The sequence below is a fragment of the Streptomyces sp. NPDC006339 genome, from assembly GCF_040612775.1.
Taxonomy (GTDB): domain Bacteria; phylum Actinomycetota; class Actinomycetes; order Streptomycetales; family Streptomycetaceae; genus Streptomyces.
In genome coordinates this window covers 140,056-158,449 of the sequence record NZ_JBEXQW010000001.1, presented here as the reverse complement: position 1 = coordinate 158,449, position 18,394 = coordinate 140,056, and the positions used below count along the sequence as shown (strand labels likewise).

The window sequence follows — 18,394 nt, the reverse complement described above, 5'->3', positions numbered from 1 at the left end:
CGTGGGCATCGGTGACTTCATCAGCGACATCACGCCGGACGCCGTCGAGGACGTCGTCGAGGACGGTGTCGAGTGGGTCGGCAACCGCGTCGAGGACGCGGGCAACTGGACCGCCGACCGGCTGGACGACGTCGGCTGGGAGTCCGGCGCCGACTGGGTGCGCGAGCAGTCCCGCTCCGTCGCCAACCGGCTCGGTGCCGAGGTCGACGAGATGGACCTCGGCCAGACCGAGGACAAGACCAAGCTGATCTACGGCAGCGCCGAGAAGATCAACGCCACCGCCGAGAAACTCAGCGCCTTCCACATCGCCTTCGACGACACCGGCGACGGCATCAAGGGCCTCGACTCCGCGCAGCTCCAGGGCGCGACCGCCGAGGCGCTGCGCAAGGCCGTGAGCACCCAGCCGCCCAAGTGGTACGCCGCCGCCGACGCCTGCTCCAAGGCGATCGGCGCGCTCCAGCGGTTCGCCGACACCGTCACCTGGGCGCAAGGGGAGGCGCAGACCGCGATCGACAAGTGGAAGGAGGGCGTCAAGGCGTCCCAGGACGCCGCCGACGCCCACAAGAAGAAGGTCGACGACTACAACAAGGCCGTCGAGCGCTACAACGCCCAGCCCGCCGACAAGCGCGACCCGTCCACGCTGCCCCCGCGCCCCGGCGACTCCTTCGAGGACCCCGGCAAGAAGCTCATGAAGGAGGCGCAGGACATCCTCGCCGAGGCGCGCCGGCAGCGGAACTCGGCCGCCGAGACCGCCCGTTCGGCCATTCGCGCCGCCCGCGACATGGCGCCGGAGAAGCCCTCGTACGCCGAGCAGGTGCGCGACGGCTACGAGGAGATGCAGATCATCGGCGACCACGTCGGCGGCGGCATCATCAAGGGCGCCGCCGGCATCGTCAACTTCGTGCGCTCGGTCAACCCCCTCGACCCGTACAACATCACGCACCCGGCCGAGTACGCCACGTACCTCAACAGCCTGGCCGCCGGCCTGGTCGTCGCCGTCAACGATCCCGTCGGCACCGGCAGCCAGATGGTCAAGGACTTCATGAAGGACCCGGCCGAGGGATTCGGCCGCCTGATCCCCGACCTGGCCCTGGCCGCCGCCACCGGAGGCGGCGGAGCCGCCGTCAAGGGCGTGCGCGTCGCGGAACAGGCCGCCGACGCGGCGCGGTTGCGCAAGCTGGTCGACGACAGCCCGGACGGCACGCACAACCGCCCGGACTGCGAGCGGTGCACCGACGGCACCGACCCCGTGGACCTGGCCACCGGACGGATGTTCCTGTCCCAGACCGACCTGGAGATCCCGGGCATCCTGCCGCTGGTGTTCACCCGCCGCACCGAGTCCGGCGCCGCCACCGGCCGCTTCCTGGGACCCGCCTGGTCCTCCACCGTCGACGAACGCCTCGAGGTCGACGCCCTGGGGATCCTTCACGTCACCGCGGACGGACTGCTCGTCCCGTACCCGCACCCGGCCCCCGGGGCGCCGACCCGCCCGGGACCGGGCCGGATCCGCTCGCTCCTCGCCCGGGAGACCGACGGGGACTACACCCTCACCGATCCCGACACCGGCGTCGTGCGCCGCTTCGCCGCCCCGGCCGGGGCCGAATCCGGCGGTGACGGCACCGCCTGGCTGTCCGCCGTCTCCGAGCGCAACGCCCACACCGTCACCGTCGACCGCGCCGAGGACGGACTGCCGCTCGCCCTCGTCCACTCGGCGGGCCACCGGGTGCGGCTCACCACCGCCGACGGCAGGGTCACCGCCCTCTCCCTCGCCGCCGGGGCCGAGGACGGCACGGACCTCCCCCTGATGATGTACGGCTACGAGGACGGCCGGCTGACCACGGTCACCCGCCCGTCGGGAGCCACGACCACCTTCCACTACGACGAGCGCGACCGGGTCATCGCCTGGGTCGACTCGGGCGGCAGCCGCTACGACTACGTCTACGACGAGCGGGACCGCGTCGTCGCCGAGGGCGGTGAGGCCGGCCACGTCCAGATCACCCTCCGGTACACCGAACCGGACGCCGCCACCGGCCACCGGACCACGGTCCTCACCACCGCCGACGGCCGCACCACCCGGCACCTGATCGGCCCGGGGAGCCGGGTCCTGGCCACCACGGACGCCCTCGGCCACACCGTCCGGTTCCGGTACGACGCGGACGGCAACCTGCTGTCCCGCACCGACCCGCTGGGCGCCACCACCACCTTCACCTACGACGAGGACGGCCGGCTGCTGTCCGCCGTGCGCCCGGATGGCTCCGAACTGCGCGTCGTGCGCGGCCCGTTCGGCCTCCCCGTCGAGGTCGTGGGCCCGGACGGCGCCCGCACCACGTACACGTACGACGAGCGCGGCAACCGCACGTCCGTCACCGACCCCACCGGCAACACCACCACCTCCGCGTACGACGGCGCGGGCCGGCTCACCGCCGTCACCGACGCCCTGGGCGACACGACCCGTGTGGTCTGCGACGCGGCCGGGATGACCGTGGCGGTCACCGACCCGACCGGCGCGACCACCCGGACCGAGCGCGACGGACTCGGCCGTCCGGTCCGGGTCACCGACCCGGTCGGCGCCGTCACCGTGCTCGAGTGGAACGCCGACGGGCATCTCGCCCGGCGGACCGAGCCCGACGGCGCCACGGAGTCCTGGACGTACGACGGCGAGGGCAACTGCCTCAGCCACACCGACGCCGCGGGCGGGGTCACCCGCTACGCGTACACCCACTTCGACCTCCCGCTCGCCACCACCCGCCCGGACGGCACCGTCCACACCTTCGAGCACGACGACGACCTCCGCCTCACCCGGGTCGTCAACCCCCAGGGCCTGACCTGGAGTTACACCTACGACGCGGTCGGCAACATCGTCGCCGAGACCGACTTCGACGGGCGCACCCTCACCTATCGCGTGGACGCGGCGGGCCGCCTCGCCGAACGGACCGACGCGCTCGGCGGAACCGTCTCCTTCGAGCGGGACGGGCTCGGCCAGGTGATCCGCAAGACCGTCGACGGCCGGGTGACGACCTATGCCTACGACCGGGCGGGCCGCCTCCTGGAAGCGGCCGGACCCGACGGCGAACTCCGCTACCAGTACGACCGCGGCGGACGCGTCAAGGCCGAGATGGTGGACGGCAACCCCGTCGTCTACGCCTACGACGACCTCGGCCGCCGCATCCGCCGCACCACCCCCACCGGACACGTCACCTCCTACTCCTACGGCGACGACGGCCTGCCGGTGCGACTGACCACGGGCGGCCGGCACGTCGACTTCACCCACGACGCGGCCGGCCGCGAACTGGCCCGCGTCTACGGGGAGGCGCTGACCGTCTCCTCGGCCTGGGACGCCTCCGGACGCCTCGCCGCGCAGCACATCGCCGCGGGCACGCGCACCGTCAACAGCCGCGCCTACGCCTACCGGGCCGACGGCCACCTGGTCTCCGTCACCGACGGCCTGTCCGGCCACCGCGCCTTCGACCTCGACCCGCTCGGCCGGATCACCGCCGTCCGCGGCCAGGGCTGGACCGAGCGGTACGCGTACGACGACGCCGGCAACCAGACCTCGGCGTCCTGGCCCGCCGGCCACCCGGGCAGCGAGGCCGCCGGCCCCCGCTCGTACACGGGAACCACCCTCCACCGGGCCGGCGGCGTCCGCTTCGAGCACGACGCGCTCGGCCGGATCGTGCTCCGGCAGAAGACCCGGCTGTCCCGCAAGCCCGACACCTGGCGCTACACCTGGGACACCGAGAACCGCCTCACCTCCGTCACCACCCCCGACGGCACCCGCTGGACCTACCGTTACGACCCCCTGGGCCGCCGCACCGCCAAACAGCGGCTGGCCGCCGACGGCGCGACCGTCGTCGAGGAGATCCGTTTCACCTGGGACGGCCTCACCCTCTGCGAGCAGACCAGCCACCGGCCCGACCTCCCGCACACCGTCGCCCTCACCTGGGACCACCGGGACATCGCCCCGCTGGCCCAGACCGAGCGCATCCTGACCGCGGACAGCCGGCAGGAGGAGATCGACCGGCGCTTCTTCGCCATCGCCACCGACCTCGTCGGCACCCCGACCGAACTCGTCGACGAGACCGGCGAGATCGTCTGGCGCACCCGGAGCACCCTGTGGGGCACCACCGCCTGGTCCCGGGACTGCAGCGCCTACACCCCGCTGCGCTTCCCCGGCCAGTACTACGACCCCGAGACCGGACTCCACTACAACCACTTCCGCCACTACGACCCCGAGACCGGCCGCTACGTCTCGCCCGACCCCCTCGGCCTCGGCCCCGCGCCGAACCCGCTCGGCTACGTCGACAACCCCTACGCGGGATGCGACCCGCTGGGCCTGGCCCCCAAGTGCACCAAGGAGGAGAAGGCCAGGCAGCGCGCGGTCAAGGCCGCCGACGGCGTCATCGACCGGGCCGACGACGGCCGCTTCCGCAAGCACCCGGACTACCACGGCGACTCCATGCACGGCTTCACCGACGAACGGGTCCTGGAGATCCTCAAGAAGCCGGACGCGGTGTACCAGTCGACCGGCGGCGCCGGGAACCTCATCTTCCGGCAGGGCGAGGACGTCGTCGTGACCAAGGGCGTCGGCTCGGAGGCCGGCCAGGCCATCACGGCGTACGGCCCGTCCGGCGTCCTCGGCGAATCCGGGGCGACGGCCGTCGGCAACGGGGCCAAGGCCACCGACGCGGGCCGGCCGATCACCCACGAGGACATCGTGGAGGGCAGAATTCCGGGCAAGAACGGATTCATGCCCCCGGCGGTGCAGATCAAATGAGGCGGCTCGACATGACAGTGACCCTGGCCGACGGCTGGACGGCGACCGTGACGGACGCGCCGCTGACCGTCGCCCCCCGCTTCGAAGGCACCCGCCTGCGGGTCACCCCGGCCCTGGACAAGGCGGAACGCGAGCGGTTCCTCCTGGACACGTTCGGCAGCGGGGCCCATCTGTGGGACACCCCGGACGAGGTCCGGTTCGACCCGGCCACCCGGTCCCTCGCGGGCGTCGAGTTCCAGCTTCCGGCCGAGTCCGCCGGCCCGGCGGATTCGGCGCGCGTCCCCGCCGCACCCGCCGTCCGGCCGGGCGGGCTGCGCGCGGACGAGGCCCGGGACTTCCGGCTCGAACAGTGCGGTGTGCTGTGCCGAACCCCCGGCGACGGCGTGCTCACCGCCCTGCGCGACCTCGACGTCCTCGACGAGCCGCTGGACGCCCGCATCGGCATCGCCCCCGACGTGGCGCTCCTCGTCCAGCACGGCGAGGTGGTCGGCTGGAGCCTCACGGACCCGGCGCGCCACCTGACGACGCCGTTCACCGCGCCCGACCCGGCCCCTCCGTCCCCCGCCACCCGCCGGCTGCTCAGCGCCTGTCTCGACCTGATCACCGAGCCCTTGATCGAGGACGTCGAGGACCGCGAACCGGCCGCCCTGGCCCGGCTCCACGCCACCGACCAGGCCCTGCGCACCCAGACCGAGGACCGCCGGCGGGCCGACGCGCTGCTGGCGCTCCTCGCGAACCTGATGGAGGACTACGGCGCCTGAGGCACGACCTGACGACCCGCCCTGAGCTCCAGGCGGGCGCCCCCGAAGGACTCCCGGAAGCGCTCGTCGTGGGACACGGCGACCACCGCGCCCGCGAAACCGGCCAGCGCCGCCTCCAGCTCCTCCACCAGGGACAGGGCCAGGTGGTTGGTCGGCTCGTCGAGGACCAGCAGGTCGACCGGGCGGGTCACCAGGCGGGCGAGCTCCAGGCGCCGACGCTGCCCCACCGACAGGGCCCGCACCGGGACGGCCAGATCCTCCTCGCGGAACAGGCCGAGGGCGAGCAGCTCCTCCGCGTGCTCGTCGGGCGGGCCGGGTCGGCCCTGGGCGTAGGCGGTGAGCAGCGGCTCGGGGGCGGCCACGGCGGGCAGCTCCTGGGCGAGGTGCCCGACCCGGGCCGGCAGCCGTACCTCCCCGGTGTCCGGGACGATTTCACCGGCGAGCACCCGGAGCAGGGTGGTCTTCCCGGCGCCGTTGGGCCCGGAGACGAGGAGCCGGTCGCCGGGGCCGAGGCGCAGCCCGTCCACGGCCAGCCGGTCGCCGACCGTGACCCGGCTGAGCTCGGCCGCCGCGAGGGCCGGGTCCGGCTCGGCGTCCCCGGCGAACCGGGCCTGGAAGCGCAGGGGTTCCGGCGGCGGCGGTACGGGATGGGCCCGCAGCTCCTCCAGTCGGGTCCGGGCCGCCCTGACCTGGCCGGAGAGCTTGTTCTCGCTGGAGCGCCGGTGCTTGCCGAAGCCCTGGCGGGGATCCCGGCCCGTGGCGGCGAGCCGCTGCCCCGCCCCGGCCACCAGCTCCTCGGTGCGGGCCAGTTCGTCCCGCCACTCCTGGTGCTCCTGCGCCTGCCGGCGGCGCGCCGCCGCCTTCGCCGCCCGGTATCCGGCCCAGCCGTCGCCATAGCGCGCGACGGTACGGGTGTCTCGGTCGACCTCCAGGATCGTGGTGGCCGTCGCCTCCAGGAACGCCCGGTCGTGGGTGACCGCGACGACGGTGCCGCGATGGGCGCGCAGCCGCTCCCGCAGCCAGCGGACGGCCTCGCGGTCGAGGTGGTTGGTCGGCTCGTCGAGCAGCAGCAGCTCGGCGCCGGAGGCGAGGACGCAGGCCAGCGCCAGCCGCGACTGCTCGCCGCCCGACAGGGTGCCGACCCGCCGCCCGTACGGGACGTGGGCGAGGCCGAGCCCGTGGAGAGCGGCGGCCACCTCGGCGTCGGCCCGGTAACCACCGCGCTCCTCGAAGCGTTCGAGCAGCGCCCCGTAGGCGGCGAGCTCCTCCGGCCCGGCCTCGCCGAGCCGCTCCTCGGCGGCCCGCAACTCCGCCTCCATCGCGCGGAGTTCGGCCAGTGCGGCGTCGACGGTGTCCTGGACGGTGTGCTCCGGCCCGACGGCGAAGGTCTCGCCGAGCGTCTGGGCGAGCCGGGCCACGGAGCCGGGGAAACGGACGGTGAGCTCACCGGCGTCCGGCGCCTCCGCGCCCGCGATCAGCCGCAGGAGCGTGGACTTGCCGGAGCCGTTCTCCCCGACGACGGCGGCCCGTTCGCCGGGCCGGACGGTGAAGGAGACCCGGTCGAGGACCTGACGGTCGCCGTAGGACTTGGAGACGTGGTGCAGCGTGAGCTGGGCGCGGTCGCGCATGGTGGGGTCCCTGAGGGTGGGTTCGACTGATCCGGTCGGTGCGCCACACGGGCGCGGCACGGGCGGCGCCGGCCTGCCGCCGCGCGGTCGCGCGTCAGCGGCTCAGGCCGTGTCCGGGGCCGGAATCAGAGAAAGAAGTAGTACGAACCCATACGCCCGACTGTAACAAGGGCCGGGCCGTTCGCGCCCGCGTTTTCGGGCCGGGCGGGGAGAGGCCGGGCGGGGCGCGGGCCCGGGCCTCAGGGAGCTGCCCGGCAACGGCCGCTCAGGCGGTGGGGGTCACCGGGAGGAGATGCGGTCGCTTGGCCGTGCGGCCGTCGCCGGACGAGCGGCCGCGCAGGCGGCGGGCCAGCCAGGGGCCGAGGAAACCCGCCGCCCAGGCCAGTTCGGTCCCGGCCGCGCGCAGGAGGCCGGGCGGCCGGACGGCGGGCTCGGGGAGGGGATGGGCCCAGGAGGCGTCACTGCCCGGCAGGCCGAGCGCGTCGGCGAAGGCGGCGGCGATACGGGCGTGGCCGAGCGGAGCGGCGTGGAGACGGTCGCGGCTCCACAGCCGGGGGTCCGTGACGACCGGGTGGTGACCGGTCTCGACGAGGACGACGCCGTGCGCCCGGGCGGCCTCCCGTATGCGCCGGTTGAGCGCGGTGATCCGCGGCGCGACCGGTCGCGCCGCGGGAATCGTGCGGCTGAGGTCGGGAAAGGTCAGCGTGGCCACGCGGGCGCCCCGGGCGGTGAGGGCCACGAACATCGCCTCCAGGTGACCGGCGACCTCGTCGGCGTCGAAGCGGGGACGCAGCAGGTCGTTGACCCCGGCGACGACCGTGGCGAGGTCGGGCTCCAGGGCCAGCGCGGGCCCGAGCTGCTCCGCCCGCACCTGTCCGGCCAGCCGGCCCCGTACGGCCAGATTGGCGTAGTGAAGGTCCGGGCTCGTCCGGGCGGTGAGCTCGGCGAGCCGGTCGGCCCAGCCGCGCAGCCCCTCGGTGTCGTCGCCGTCCCCGACGCCCTCCGTCTGGCTGTCGCCGAGAGCGACGTACCGCAGATACACGCGCCCGCCCTCAGGTGCCTCGTCGATTATTCATATTGTTGAGTATAGGGGTCTGTGGCTCTACGGCTCTACGGCTCTAGGGCGTCCGAGGTGCAGGGGCGGTCGGCGGCACCGTCATCGTCACGCGCCACAGCCGCCGCGGCAGGGCGCCCTCCTCGAAGGCGTGGACCTCGCGCAGGTCCCAGCCCTCGGCGAGCCGGTCGACCAGGTGGCGAGGGAAGAAGTGGACCGCGAAGCCGCCGTGCTCGTAGACGTCGTCACCGTGCGCGACGCCCGCCCCGCAATGGGCGTCCCCCGTGTGCCGGACCGTGTAGACGAAGCTGCCGCCGGGGCGCAGCGTCCGGCGGACCTCGGCGACGAGCGCCTCGATCCGCCGCGTCGACAGGTCCATGCACAGCAGCATGTGCGCGAAGACCGCGTCCGCCGACGCGGCCTCGAAGGGCAGCGGCTCGCGTACGTCCACCACGGCCGTGGCGACCCGACCCGCGAGCCCCCGGGCCTCGGCGGCGGCGCCGAGCTGACCGAGGCCCACCGGGCTGAAGTCGGTGGCGAGCACCGAGAAGCCGCGGCGCGCGAACCACAGCGCGTCCCGCCCGTGCCCCGCCCCCAGCTCCACCACGTCCCGCGCCCCGGCCCGCGCGAACACCTCCGCGGCGTGGCGCGCCGGTGCCGACGGCTCGTCCCCGTACATCCCGGGATGCTCCTGGTACGTCCGCTGCCAGTGCGCGCGCTGCGCGTCCTCCGTCATGCCCCGTGCCTCTCCGCTCGCCCCGCGCTCCGCGGAACCGCAGGCTAACGCGCCCCGCCCGTCACCCGTGGCCACCCGCGCCACCGGGCCATCCCGGCCCCGGCCCGCCGGGCCGGCGCGGCGCGGTCGGCCGATCCGCGGCACGCCTGCCCGAGATGTCTCGGATAGGGTGATTCGGTAGGGATCGCGGGATTGCGCCCCACGGGGCCCGGCCGATGCGTAGGTCGATGCGTTGGACACTCACCAGTCGCCGAGCAGGGTTCCGCAGCCGCCGCGCGCGGCCGTCGGATACGCGGGCGTGCTCAACGACCTGCTGCCCATCGCGCTGTGGCGCGAGGACGCGCGCGGCCGGATCGTCGAGTGGTCCCTGGCCGCCCAGGACCTGCTGGGATACCGCCCCGAGGACGTCCTCGGCCGGCTCGCCACCCCCCTCCTCGTCCCCGACGGAAACCGCGAGCTCGCCGACCGGCTGACCCGTCAGGTCCAGGCCGGCGAGACCGTCGTCGGCACCCTGCCCGTACGGCACCGGGACGGCCACCAGGTCGCCATGGAGATGTGGATCGTGCCCGCCGCGGACCCGGACGGCCGGCCCGGCGCCATGCTGATCGCCTTCGAGACCTCCCAGGTCATCCGGATGCGCGACTCCCTCGCCGCCCTCGAATCGCTCTTCACCCAGTCGCCCATCGGCCTGGCCACCCTCGGCCCCGACCTGCGGTTCGTCCGCGTCAACGACGCCCTCGCCCGGATGAACGGCGTCCCGCCGGCCGACCACGTCGGCCGCCGGCTCACCGAGGTCGTCCCCGGCGTCAACGCCGGCGCCCTCGAAGCCCTGATGCGCCGGGTCCTCGACACCGGCACCGCCGTCGTGGACGCCCGCCGGGTCGGCCGCACCCCGGCCGACCCGCACCACGACCACATCTGGTCCAACTCCTACGCCCCGCTCCTCGACCACAGCGGCCGGCCCCTCGGCGTCATCCCCTCCCTCATCGACATCACCGAGAGCCAGCAGGCCCACATCGAGGTCGAACGCGCCCGCCACCGCTTCGCCCTGCTCGCCGAGGCCGGGGAACGCATCGGCACCACGCTCGACCTGCGGCAGACCGCCGAGGAGGTCGTCTCCTTCCTCGTCCCCCAGATGGCCGATTCCGCCGACGTCCAGCTCCTCGAATCCGTCCTCGATCCCGACGAGTCCACCGCCGCCAACCGCGGGATCCTGCGCCGCCTCGCCGCCGGATTCCCCGACCCGACCGCTCCCACCGCCCTCCTCGCCGCCGGCCAGACCTTCCAGATCCCCCTGGACTCCGTCTACGAGTCGGTCATCACCGACGCCCGCGCCATGGACCTGACCGTCGCCGACATACCGGCGCTCATCAAGGACCCCCGGCTCGAAGCCCTGCGCCGCTATCTCGCCACCCGCATCGGCTCCGCCCGGCTCACCCCGCTGGTCGCCCGCGGCAAGGTGCTCGGCACGGTCTCGGTCACCCGGCTCCGCACCCGCGAACCCTTCGACGACGAGGACCGGGTGCTCATCGACGAGGTGGTCGCCCGCGCCGCCCTCAACATCGACAACGCGCGCCTCTACACCACCCAGCGGCACGCCGCCCGCACCCTCCAGCGCAGCCTCACCAACAACGCCCTGCCCGACGTCACCGGCCTGGAACTCACCGGCCGCTACCTCCCGGCCAGCGACCACGACGTCGGCGGCGACTGGTACGACGTGGTCGCGCTGCCCGGCGGCCGCACCGGACTCGTCATCGGCGACGTCATGGGCCACGGCATCCACGCGGCCGCCGTCATGGGCCAGCTCCGCACCGCCGTGCGGACCCTGGCCCGGCACGACATCCCGCCCACGCACATGCTGCGCTCCCTGGACGCCGTCGTCGCCGACCTGGGCGAGGACGAGATGGCCACCTGCGTGTACGCCGTCCACGACCCCGCCACCGCCGTCCTGACCATCGCCCGGGCCGGGCACCCGCCACCCGCCGTGGTCACCCCGGACGGCGCCCTCACCTTCCTCGACGGCCCGCCCGGCACCCCGCTCGGCACCGGCGCCCACGAATTCGGCACCGAGCAGATCGCCCTGCCCCCGGGCGGGCTCCTCGTCCTCTACACGGACGGCCTCATCGAGGCCCGGGGGCGGGACCTCGACCAGGGCATGGCCCGGCTCGCCCGGTCGCTGCGCGGCGTGGACCGGCCCCTGGACGAGCTGTGCGACGAGGTCCTGGCCGGGCTCCCCGAGGGGCCGGCCCAGGACGACGTCGCGATGCTGCTCGCCCGTACCAAGCGGGCCTGAGCCGCGACCGTACGACGGGCGCTGCGGGCGCGGGGGAGCGGGGCAGCGGTCAGGCCGGGGCGCCGCGCTCCAGAATGTCCTTGAGGGTCTGCTCGTCGCGCGGCATCTCCCTGCGGACCTGGGGGCGGACGACCAGCGGGACGAGTGCCTTGCCGACGCCGTGCCCCTCGAAGTCGACGGAGAGCGTCACCCGTGAGCGCGCGCCGCCGTCGAGCGGTTCGATGGTGCCCCTCAGATCGGGGCGTACGGGCCCGTCGACCCCGTGGACCTGCCAGCTCCGCGGCGGGTCGAGGGCGGTGAGCTCCACGTTCATGTCGATGTCACGACGCCCGACGTGCCGGGTCACGGTGACCCGCTGGCCGGAGGTCCCGGGGGTGCCGCCGGTCCGTCGTACGGCGACCGCGCTCTCCTGCCACTCCGGCAGGTGCGACGGGTCGGTGACGTACGCGAACACCTCCTCGGGACGGCGTGAGATGTCGACGGAGGCGCTGATCCTGGACATGTTCGCCTCCTTGCTCGTACGAGGAAGGATCTGTCCCCATCGTCCCACGCGCCGCCGGGTCGGCACAGGCTCAGCGGCCGCCGGCCCGCGCCCGGTAGAGGTCCCTGAGCAGCGCGATCTCCGCTCCGTGGTGGAGGAGTTCCTGGTTCATCCACCAGACGATGTCGAGGAACGGGTCCTCCGGGTCGCTGCCGTGCGGGTAGGTGCTGTACCCCACCGTGTCCAGGTCGGCGTCGGTCACCGACAGCAGCGCCTTGCGCCAGCCCTCCGTGGCCGCCTCGAAGTCGGCGACGGCCGAGGCCGCGTCCCCACGGCTGCGGAAGTCGTCCCTGGTCAGGCTGTGGCTGCCGGCCGTGTGGTCGGTGCGCAGCGTGAACATCTCCACGAGGTGGCTGAGCCGCCAGGCCAGCGTGGTGAACGGGGCCGGTTCCGGGTGCGGCGGAGGGCTGGAGTCCCGGCCCCACTCGCCGGTCCCCGTCAGGACGGTGGCGCGCGGGCCGGGACCGTCCGCGCGGCGCCGGACCGACCAGCAGTCCGCGACCGGCTCCCACAGGTACTCGTCGTCGGTGATCGGCCCGACCGCGACGTCCGTCCCGTTGCCGCTGTCCATGACCGGCCCCCGGAGCCGGTTCACCAGCCGCTCGCGGGCGAAGTCGAACTGCTCCAGGAGGGGCACCAGGCGGGGCGGGATCGTCATCGAGCGGCTCCAGGGGAGAAGGGCGGTTGCGCCCCGCACCCTGACACAGAAGTCCCGCCCGGGCCACGCCTTTTCGGCGCCTGCCCGGAGGAGAGGGCCGGGCCGGACGCGGGCCGGGCCGGCCGAGGGTCAGGCCCGGCCGAGGGTCAGGCCGGCCGCGGGTCAGAGCGTCACCACGGTGACCTCGGTCGCCTTCACACCCGTCCAGACCTCGGTGCCCTCCGCGAGGCCCAGCTCGGCGGCCGCCTGCGGCGTGATCTCCGCGACCAGCGGCGGCACCCGCTCGGAGGTGATCAGCACGCGCAGTCTGCTGCCGCTCGCGGTGATCTCCCGTACGGTGCCGGGCCAGACGTTGCGGGGGCTGCCACCGGGCCGCTCGCGGTGCACGGCGACCGCTTCGGGCGGGATGATCGCGAGGGCCTCCGTGCCGGGCGCGAGCGGATCGGCGGCGATCAGCGTGCCCCCGCCCTCCGCGAGCACGAGTCCGTCCCCGGCGGCGGTCCCGGGCCAGGCGTTGCGACCCAGCATCCGCGCGACCCACGGCGAGCGCGGATGCCGCGAGACCTCGGCGGGCGGGGCGTCCTGCAGGGCGCGCCCGTCCTCCAGGACGAGCACCCGGTCCGCCAGCGACACCGCCTCGACCGGGTCGTGGGTGACGATCAGACAGACGCCGCCGAACCCCGCGAGATGGCTGCGCAGGGTGTGCCGCACCTGGGCACGGGTGGTCTGGTCGAGGGCGGCCAGCGGTTCGTCGAGGAGCAGCAGCCGGGGGCGTGCGGCGAGCGCCCGGGCCAGCGCGACCCGCTGGGCCTGGCCCCCGGACAACTGCGCCGGCCGGCGCTGGGCGAGGTGGCCGACGCCGAGCCGGTCGAGCCAGGACCGCGCGGCCCGCCGGGCCTCGGCGCGGGGCACCCCGCGCGCCCGCAGCCCGTACGCCGTGTTGGCGAGGGCGGTCATGTGCGGGAACAGCGCCCCGTCCTGCGGCACCCAGGCGACGTGCCGGCGGTGCGGCGGCAGCGCGGTGACGTCCGTGTCGCCGAGGACGAGCTCGGCGTGGGCGCGGGGGGTGAGTCCGAGCAGGGCGCGCAGCAGCGTGGTCTTGCCGGCCCCGTTGGGCCCGACGACGGCGATGGTGGTGCCGGGCTCGGCGTCGAGGGTGAGCCGGTCGAACCCGCTGACCTCGGCGTGCAGCGCCCAGCGCTCACCGTCCCGGAACCCCGTCGCGGCCTCGGGTCCGGCCATGTCGGTCGTGCCCGGCGAGGGCTCCGGGTCCGTGGCGGAGGGTTCGGCCGGAGCCGGGCGGCCGGGCCGGGCGGCCGTGGGCGTCCCCGTCCAGCGGCCCCGCAGGGCGATGAGCACCGCCATGGCGATGGCGAGCAGCAGCAGTGACACGGAGGTCGCCGCCTCCGGTTCCTCCTGGAGCAGCAGATAGACCTGGAGCGGCAGGGTCTGGGTCGTGCCCGGCAGGTTGCCGGCGAAGGTGATCGTGGCGCCGAACTCGCCGAGCGCCCGCGCCCAGGTCAGCGCGGCGCCGGCGACCAGCCCCGGGGCGACCATCGGGAGCGTGACGGTGCGGAAGACCCGTACCGGAGAGGCGCCCAGCGAGGCGGCCGTCTCCTCGTAGCCCGGCCGCAGTCCGGCGAGCGCGCCCTCCAGGCTGATCACCAGGAACGGCATGGCCACGAACGTCGCCGCGACGACCGCGCCGGAGGTGTGGAAGGGCAGGGTGAGCCCGAAGGTGCGCTCCAGCCACGGCCCGGCGAGGCCGCGCCGCCCGAACGCGAGCAGTAGCGCGACCCCGCCCACTGTTGGCGGCAGGACCATCGGGAGCAGGACGAGGGAGCGGACGAACGCCTTGCCGCGGAACGGCACCCGGGCCAGCAGCCAGGCCAGCGGCACGCCCAGCAGGAGCGAGAGACCGAGCGCCCAGAAGGACACCACGAGCGAGAGCTCGAGCGCCTCCACCGTCCCCGGCCGGGTGAGGTGCGCGCCGAGCTCGCTCCACTCGGTGCGCACCAGGATGCCGAGGAGCGGCAGCAGCAGGAACGCGATCGCGAGCAGCGCCGGGACGGCGAGGACGATCGGGGTGCGGGTGCGGTTCATCGCTGGTTCCTGGGGTGACGGGACCCGGTCACGGCTGCTGGAAGCCCGCTTCCCGGAGGATCTTCTGCGCCTCGGGCGTGCTCAGCCAGGCCACGAACGCGGCGGCCGCCTCGGGGTTCTTCGCGTCCTTCAGGGTGGCGGCCGGATAGGCGGCGACGGCGTTCTGCGCGTCGGGGATCTCGACGGCGTCGACCTTGTTCGCCGCGCCGGCGGCGTCGGTCTTGTACACGAGTCCGGCGTCGGCCTCGCCCAGTTCGACCTTGCTGAGCACGGCGCGGACGTTCGGCTCCTGCGAGACCGGCTTCACCGCGATCTTCTGTGCGTCGAGGATTTTCCGGCTGTACTTGCCCGCGGGAACCTCGGGCGCGGCGAGCACGACCTTGAGCCCGCTGTCCGCGAGGTCGGCGAGCGCGTCGATCCGGTGCGGGTTGCCCTCGGCGGTGGCGATGACGAGCCGGTTCTTCGCGATGACCGTCGGCGTGCCGGTGTCGGCCCGCACCTTGTCCATGCTCTTGGTGTCGGCGGTGACCAGCGCGTCGGCGGGGGAGCCCTGGGCGACCTGGGCGACGAGCTCCTGCGAGCCGGCGAACGAGAAGGTGATCCTCGTACCGGGGTGAGCCTTCTCGTACGCGGCTCCCGCCGTCCGGAACACGTCGGTGAGGGAGGCGGCGGCCAGGACCGTGAGCCTGATCTCCGGCGCGGACGCGTCGGAGCCGGAGCCGGCGTCCCGGGCGCCGTCGCCGTCGGAGCAGGCGGCGAGCGGCAGCGTCAGACCGGCCGTCAGGAGCGCGGCGAGGGCGCGCCGGCCGGTGCGGGAGGAGAAGCGGGACATGGGTCGGAACTCCTAGGACGAGTTGTCGGGGCGCGGCGCCCGTCTCGGTCGTACGCCTTCGGCCGCACGCCTTCCGGCCTCCGCCTGGTCAGGCGCCGTCAGGTGCGGTCGGGTGCGGTCGCGTGGGGAGGGATGCGGTCAGGCGGGGCCGGCGGGCGGGGTCGAGCCCGGTCGTCGGTCGTCAGGCGCGGTCGATGTGCACGCTGGTGGACTTGACCCGCGCGGTGGCCTGCATGCCGACCTCGAGCCCGAGCTCCTCCACCGCCTCACGGGTCAGGAGCGAGACGAGCCGGTGCGGCCCCGCCTGGATCTCCACCTGGGCGGCGACGTCACCGAGCTTGACGGCCGTCACGATGCCGGGGAACGCGTTGCGGGCCGAGGTGTACGGCTCCTCCTCGTCCCCCGAACCGGATCCGCCGCCCTGCGCGATCTCGATGGAGAACGCGGCCAGGTCACGGCCGTCGATGAGCCGGCGACCGGTCTCGTCGCGATGGGTGGCGACCCGGCCGGCGTCGGCCCAGCGGCGGGCGGTGTCCGGGCTCACGCCCAGCAGCCGCGCCGCCTGTCCGATGGTGTAGGACTGCATGTGCGACACACTAGGTCGGTAGGGCTCTCATCTGCAATCAAGTGTGGCGCATCGCCCTGGCACCTGCGATGTGCCCTGGAGGAAGGTACGAGAACCGCCGGGCCGCCGCGCCCGGACGGGATCAGGAGGTCCTGCGCCCCATGGCCTCGACCAGCGGCAGCAGCCGGTGCGGAACCCGCTCGCGCAGGGCGATCTCGGTGCGGGTGCGGACCACGCCGGGAAGCTGGATCAGCCGCTGGATGACGTCCTCCAGGTGCCCCGCGTCACGGGCCACCACCCGCGTCAGCAGATCGCCGCCGCCCGTGATGGAGAACGCCTCCACGATCTCCGGGACGGACGCGAGCGCGTCCCCGACCTCGTCCAGATGCCCCTGGGTCACCTCGATGTGCACGAACGCGAGCACCGGATGGCCGAGCGCCGCCGGGGAGAGCACGGGCCCGGTGGCCGTGATCACCCCGTCCCGCTCCAGTCGGTCGATGCGCGCCTGCACGGTGCCCCGGGCCACGCCCAGGATCCGCGCGTACTCGCGCACGCTGGTGCGGGGCTGCTCGATGAGCAGCCGGAGGATGCGGGTGTCGAGCTCGTCCACCGCCATGGTCCGTTGGCTCCCTTCTGGCCGTACTCCCATCGTTTCGACTGTACCAATGGCGCAGTGTCCGGGCCGCCGGTTGAGCCACTGGGCGGACGGATGCTTTCCTCTTGTGAGAGTTGGACAGATGGCGTCGCACGCGCCGGACCGGCGAAGTGGCCGGCCCCGGACCCGCGGCGCCTTCGTCATGTGTACGTGCGTGTGTGTGAAGAGAGGGTGTGTGCACGGAAGCGGGGGCGGGACGGCCGTCATGAAGCAGGGGAAGAAGGGCCTGGTGGTCGTGGGCAGGGCGCTGCGCAGGATGTGCGTGGCGCCGGATCCGGGCAAGATCCGGCTGCGGGTCGCGAGCCGTGCCGTCGTCGGCGTCGGCCTCGCCGTCGCCGCGGCCGAACTGGCCGGACTCTCCCTCACCGCCTCCATCACGGCGGGACTCGCCGCGCTGCTCGCCCTGTTCACCGTGGGCGACCCGACCGTGCGCCGCCAGGTGGTCACCACCGCCCTGCTGCCGCTCGTCGGCTTCCCCGTGCTCGCGCTCGCGACCGCCCTCCACGGTGTGCCGCTGCTGCGCGACACCGCGTGGCTCCTCGTCGTCTTCGTCGGGGTGTACGCGCGCCGCTGGGGGCCGCGCGGCCACGCGCTCGGCATCTTCGCCTTCATGCAGTTCTTCATCACCCAGTTCCTGCACGCCCTGCCCGCGCAGTTGCCGGAACTGTTCACCGCCGTGCTGCTCGCCCTCGCGGCGGTCGGCGGGGTGCGCTTCGTCGCCTGGTGCATCGAGCGGCGCGTCCCGCCGCCGCCCGCGCCCGCGCCGCTGCCCGGCACCGGGCTCCACCGGCCCACCACCCGGCAGGCGTTCCAGGCCACCGCGGCCTGCGCCGTCGCCCTCGCCGCCGGTCAGCTCCTCTCCCAGGAGCGCTGGTACTGGGCCGTCGGCACCGCCTGGTGGATCTTCGTCAACACCGCCTCGCGCGGCGAGACCCTGGTACGGGGCTTCCGCAGGGTCGTCGGCACGGTCGCCGGCATCGCCGCGGGCCTCCTCATCGCCCTCCCGCTGGGCGGCGCCCCGGCGCCGACGGCCGCGCTGGTCGCCGTCTGCGTCTTCGGCATCTTCTACACCGCGCCGCTCTCCTATAGCTGGATGATGTTCTTCGTCACCGTCATGGCGGGGCTGCTCTACGGGCTGCTCGGCGTCCTGCACCCCGGGCTGCTGCTGCTCCGCTTCGAGGAGACCGCGGTCGGCGCGCTCGGCGCTGCCGTCGGCGTCGTGCTGCTGCCGGTGACCACGCACGCGGCCACCAACGCGTGGATCCAGCGGGCCGTGACCTGCGTGCACGCCTGCACCACCACGGCGGCCCGCCGCCTCGCGGGCGACCCGGACGCCGACCCGGCGCCGCTCGCCGCCGAACTCGACCTCCTCCTCGCCCGCGCCCGCCTCACCCTGGCGCCGCTCGTCCACCCCCTGAGCCCCCTGCGCGCCCGCAAGGTCCGCGCCCGCCGGGTGCTCGCCCTGCTCGACGACTGCGCCCGCGAGATCCGCGGCCTCGCCGCCGTCGCCGCCGACCCGGCCGCCTCCCACGACGCCCGCCTCGCCGCTGCGGCCTGGCGTGTGGAGGCCGCCGTCCACGCCCTCGTCCCGACCGACGCGCGCCCCACCCACGAGGCCGGGCACACCCCGGCCGACCCCGAGCCGGCGACCCCCGACCCGAGCGCGGAGGCGGCCCTGGCCCACCTCCACAGCCTCGAACGCGCCCTCGCCGACCTCGCCACCCCCCTCCACACCTCCCCCCGCACCCCCTTGACCCCGGCCGCCTGACCCCGGCCTTTGGGGGCCTTCCGGGG

13 protein-coding genes are annotated in these 18,394 nt (G+C 74.5%); 4 read left to right on the top strand and 9 right to left on the bottom strand.

What is annotated here, in order from left to right; genetic code table 11:
* Position 1 precedes the first annotated feature (1 nt).
* Positions 2-4,774: a putative T7SS-secreted protein gene (locus ABZ135_RS00765; RefSeq protein WP_356690340.1), complete on the top strand. Its 4,773-nt coding sequence runs from the start codon at positions 2-4 to the stop codon at positions 4,772-4,774.
* A gap of 11 nt (positions 4,775-4,785) precedes the next feature.
* Entirely contained in the window at positions 4,786-5,535 is a 750-nt protein-coding gene (locus ABZ135_RS00760) for a hypothetical protein (protein WP_356690338.1), read from the top strand.
* Here ABZ135_RS00760 and abc-f read toward each other — a convergent pair.
* The 3 genes from abc-f to ABZ135_RS00745 all read right to left on the bottom strand — a co-directional run bounded on the left by abc-f (position 5,523) and on the right by ABZ135_RS00745 (position 8,953).
* Complete coding sequence (gene abc-f / locus ABZ135_RS00755; protein ID WP_356690336.1) at positions 5,523-7,163, bottom strand: ribosomal protection-like ABC-F family protein; 1,641 nt, start codon at positions 7,161-7,163, stop codon at positions 5,523-5,525. The two genes, ABZ135_RS00760 and abc-f, sit on opposite strands and share 13 nt — an antisense overlap.
* A gap of 265 nt (positions 7,164-7,428) precedes the next feature.
* Positions 7,429-8,205, bottom strand: coding sequence for an SGNH/GDSL hydrolase family protein (locus ABZ135_RS00750; RefSeq protein WP_356690334.1), 777 nt, complete (start codon positions 8,203-8,205; stop codon positions 7,429-7,431).
* A 76-nt stretch (positions 8,206-8,281) separates the two neighbouring features.
* Positions 8,282-8,953, bottom strand: coding sequence for a class I SAM-dependent methyltransferase (locus tag ABZ135_RS00745; RefSeq protein WP_356690332.1), 672 nt, complete (start codon positions 8,951-8,953; stop codon positions 8,282-8,284).
* Positions 8,954-9,185: 232 nt separating this feature from the next.
* Here ABZ135_RS00745 and ABZ135_RS00740 point away from each other — a divergent pair, with 232 nt between their 5' ends.
* Positions 9,186-11,246: a SpoIIE family protein phosphatase gene (locus ABZ135_RS00740; protein ID WP_356690330.1), complete on the top strand. Its 2,061-nt coding sequence runs from the start codon at positions 9,186-9,188 to the stop codon at positions 11,244-11,246.
* Between the two features lie 49 nt (positions 11,247-11,295).
* Here ABZ135_RS00740 and ABZ135_RS00735 read toward each other — a convergent pair whose 3' ends face one another.
* The 6 genes from ABZ135_RS00735 to ABZ135_RS00710 form a co-directional block, all read right to left on the bottom strand.
* The gene (locus ABZ135_RS00735) at positions 11,296-11,748 is read right to left on the bottom strand and encodes an SRPBCC family protein (protein WP_356690328.1); all 453 of its coding nucleotides are present in this window, start codon (positions 11,746-11,748) and stop codon (positions 11,296-11,298) included.
* A 70-nt stretch (positions 11,749-11,818) separates the two neighbouring features.
* On the bottom strand, positions 11,819-12,445 hold the full coding sequence (locus tag ABZ135_RS00730) for a DinB family protein (RefSeq protein WP_356690326.1): 627 nt from the start codon (positions 12,443-12,445) through the stop codon (positions 11,819-11,821).
* Positions 12,446-12,607: 162 nt separating this feature from the next.
* The gene (locus ABZ135_RS00725) at positions 12,608-14,548 is read right to left on the bottom strand and encodes an ABC transporter permease (RefSeq protein ID WP_356690324.1); all 1,941 of its coding nucleotides are present in this window, start codon (positions 14,546-14,548) and stop codon (positions 12,608-12,610) included.
* 28 nt (positions 14,549-14,576) lie between these two features.
* Positions 14,577-15,380, bottom strand: coding sequence for a molybdate ABC transporter substrate-binding protein (modA, locus tag ABZ135_RS00720; RefSeq protein ID WP_356690322.1), 804 nt, complete (start codon positions 15,378-15,380; stop codon positions 14,577-14,579).
* Between the two features lie 181 nt (positions 15,381-15,561).
* Positions 15,562-15,966: a helix-turn-helix transcriptional regulator gene (locus ABZ135_RS00715; protein WP_356690320.1), complete on the bottom strand. Its 405-nt coding sequence runs from the start codon at positions 15,964-15,966 to the stop codon at positions 15,562-15,564.
* 121 nt (positions 15,967-16,087) lie between these two features.
* Positions 16,088-16,561 carry an Lrp/AsnC family transcriptional regulator gene (locus tag ABZ135_RS00710; RefSeq protein ID WP_356690318.1) on the bottom strand — a complete coding sequence of 158 codons (474 nt, stop codon included), beginning with the start codon at positions 16,559-16,561 and terminating at the stop codon, positions 16,088-16,090.
* 244 nt (positions 16,562-16,805) lie between these two features.
* Here ABZ135_RS00710 and ABZ135_RS00705 point away from each other — a divergent pair, with 244 nt between their 5' ends.
* Entirely contained in the window at positions 16,806-18,368 is a 1,563-nt protein-coding gene (locus ABZ135_RS00705) for an FUSC family protein (RefSeq protein ID WP_356690316.1), read from the top strand.
* The last annotated feature ends 26 nt before the right edge of the window (positions 18,369-18,394 follow it).

Excerpts from the sequence above, each read along its gene's own strand:
- ABZ135_RS00760 (WP_356690338.1), top strand. The coding sequence starts at position 4,786 with ATGACAGTGACCCTGGCCGACGGCTGGACGGCGACCGTGACGGACGCG.
- abc-f (WP_356690336.1), bottom strand. The coding sequence starts at position 7,163 with ATGCGCGACCGCGCCCAGCTCACGCTGCACCACGTCTCCAAGTCCTAC.
- ABZ135_RS00745 (WP_356690332.1), bottom strand. The coding sequence starts at position 8,953 with ATGACGGAGGACGCGCAGCGCGCGCACTGGCAGCGGACGTACCAGGAG.
- ABZ135_RS00735 (WP_356690328.1), bottom strand. The coding sequence starts at position 11,748 with ATGTCCAGGATCAGCGCCTCCGTCGACATCTCACGCCGTCCCGAGGAG.
- ABZ135_RS00730 (WP_356690326.1), bottom strand. The coding sequence starts at position 12,445 with ATGACGATCCCGCCCCGCCTGGTGCCCCTCCTGGAGCAGTTCGACTTC.
- ABZ135_RS00725 (WP_356690324.1), bottom strand. The coding sequence starts at position 14,548 with ATGAACCGCACCCGCACCCCGATCGTCCTCGCCGTCCCGGCGCTGCTC.
- modA (WP_356690322.1), bottom strand. The coding sequence starts at position 15,380 with ATGTCCCGCTTCTCCTCCCGCACCGGCCGGCGCGCCCTCGCCGCGCTC.
- ABZ135_RS00715 (WP_356690320.1), bottom strand. The coding sequence starts at position 15,966 with ATGCAGTCCTACACCATCGGACAGGCGGCGCGGCTGCTGGGCGTGAGC.
- ABZ135_RS00710 (WP_356690318.1), bottom strand. The coding sequence starts at position 16,561 with ATGGCGGTGGACGAGCTCGACACCCGCATCCTCCGGCTGCTCATCGAG.
- ABZ135_RS00705 (WP_356690316.1), top strand. The coding sequence starts at position 16,806 with ATGAAGCAGGGGAAGAAGGGCCTGGTGGTCGTGGGCAGGGCGCTGCGC.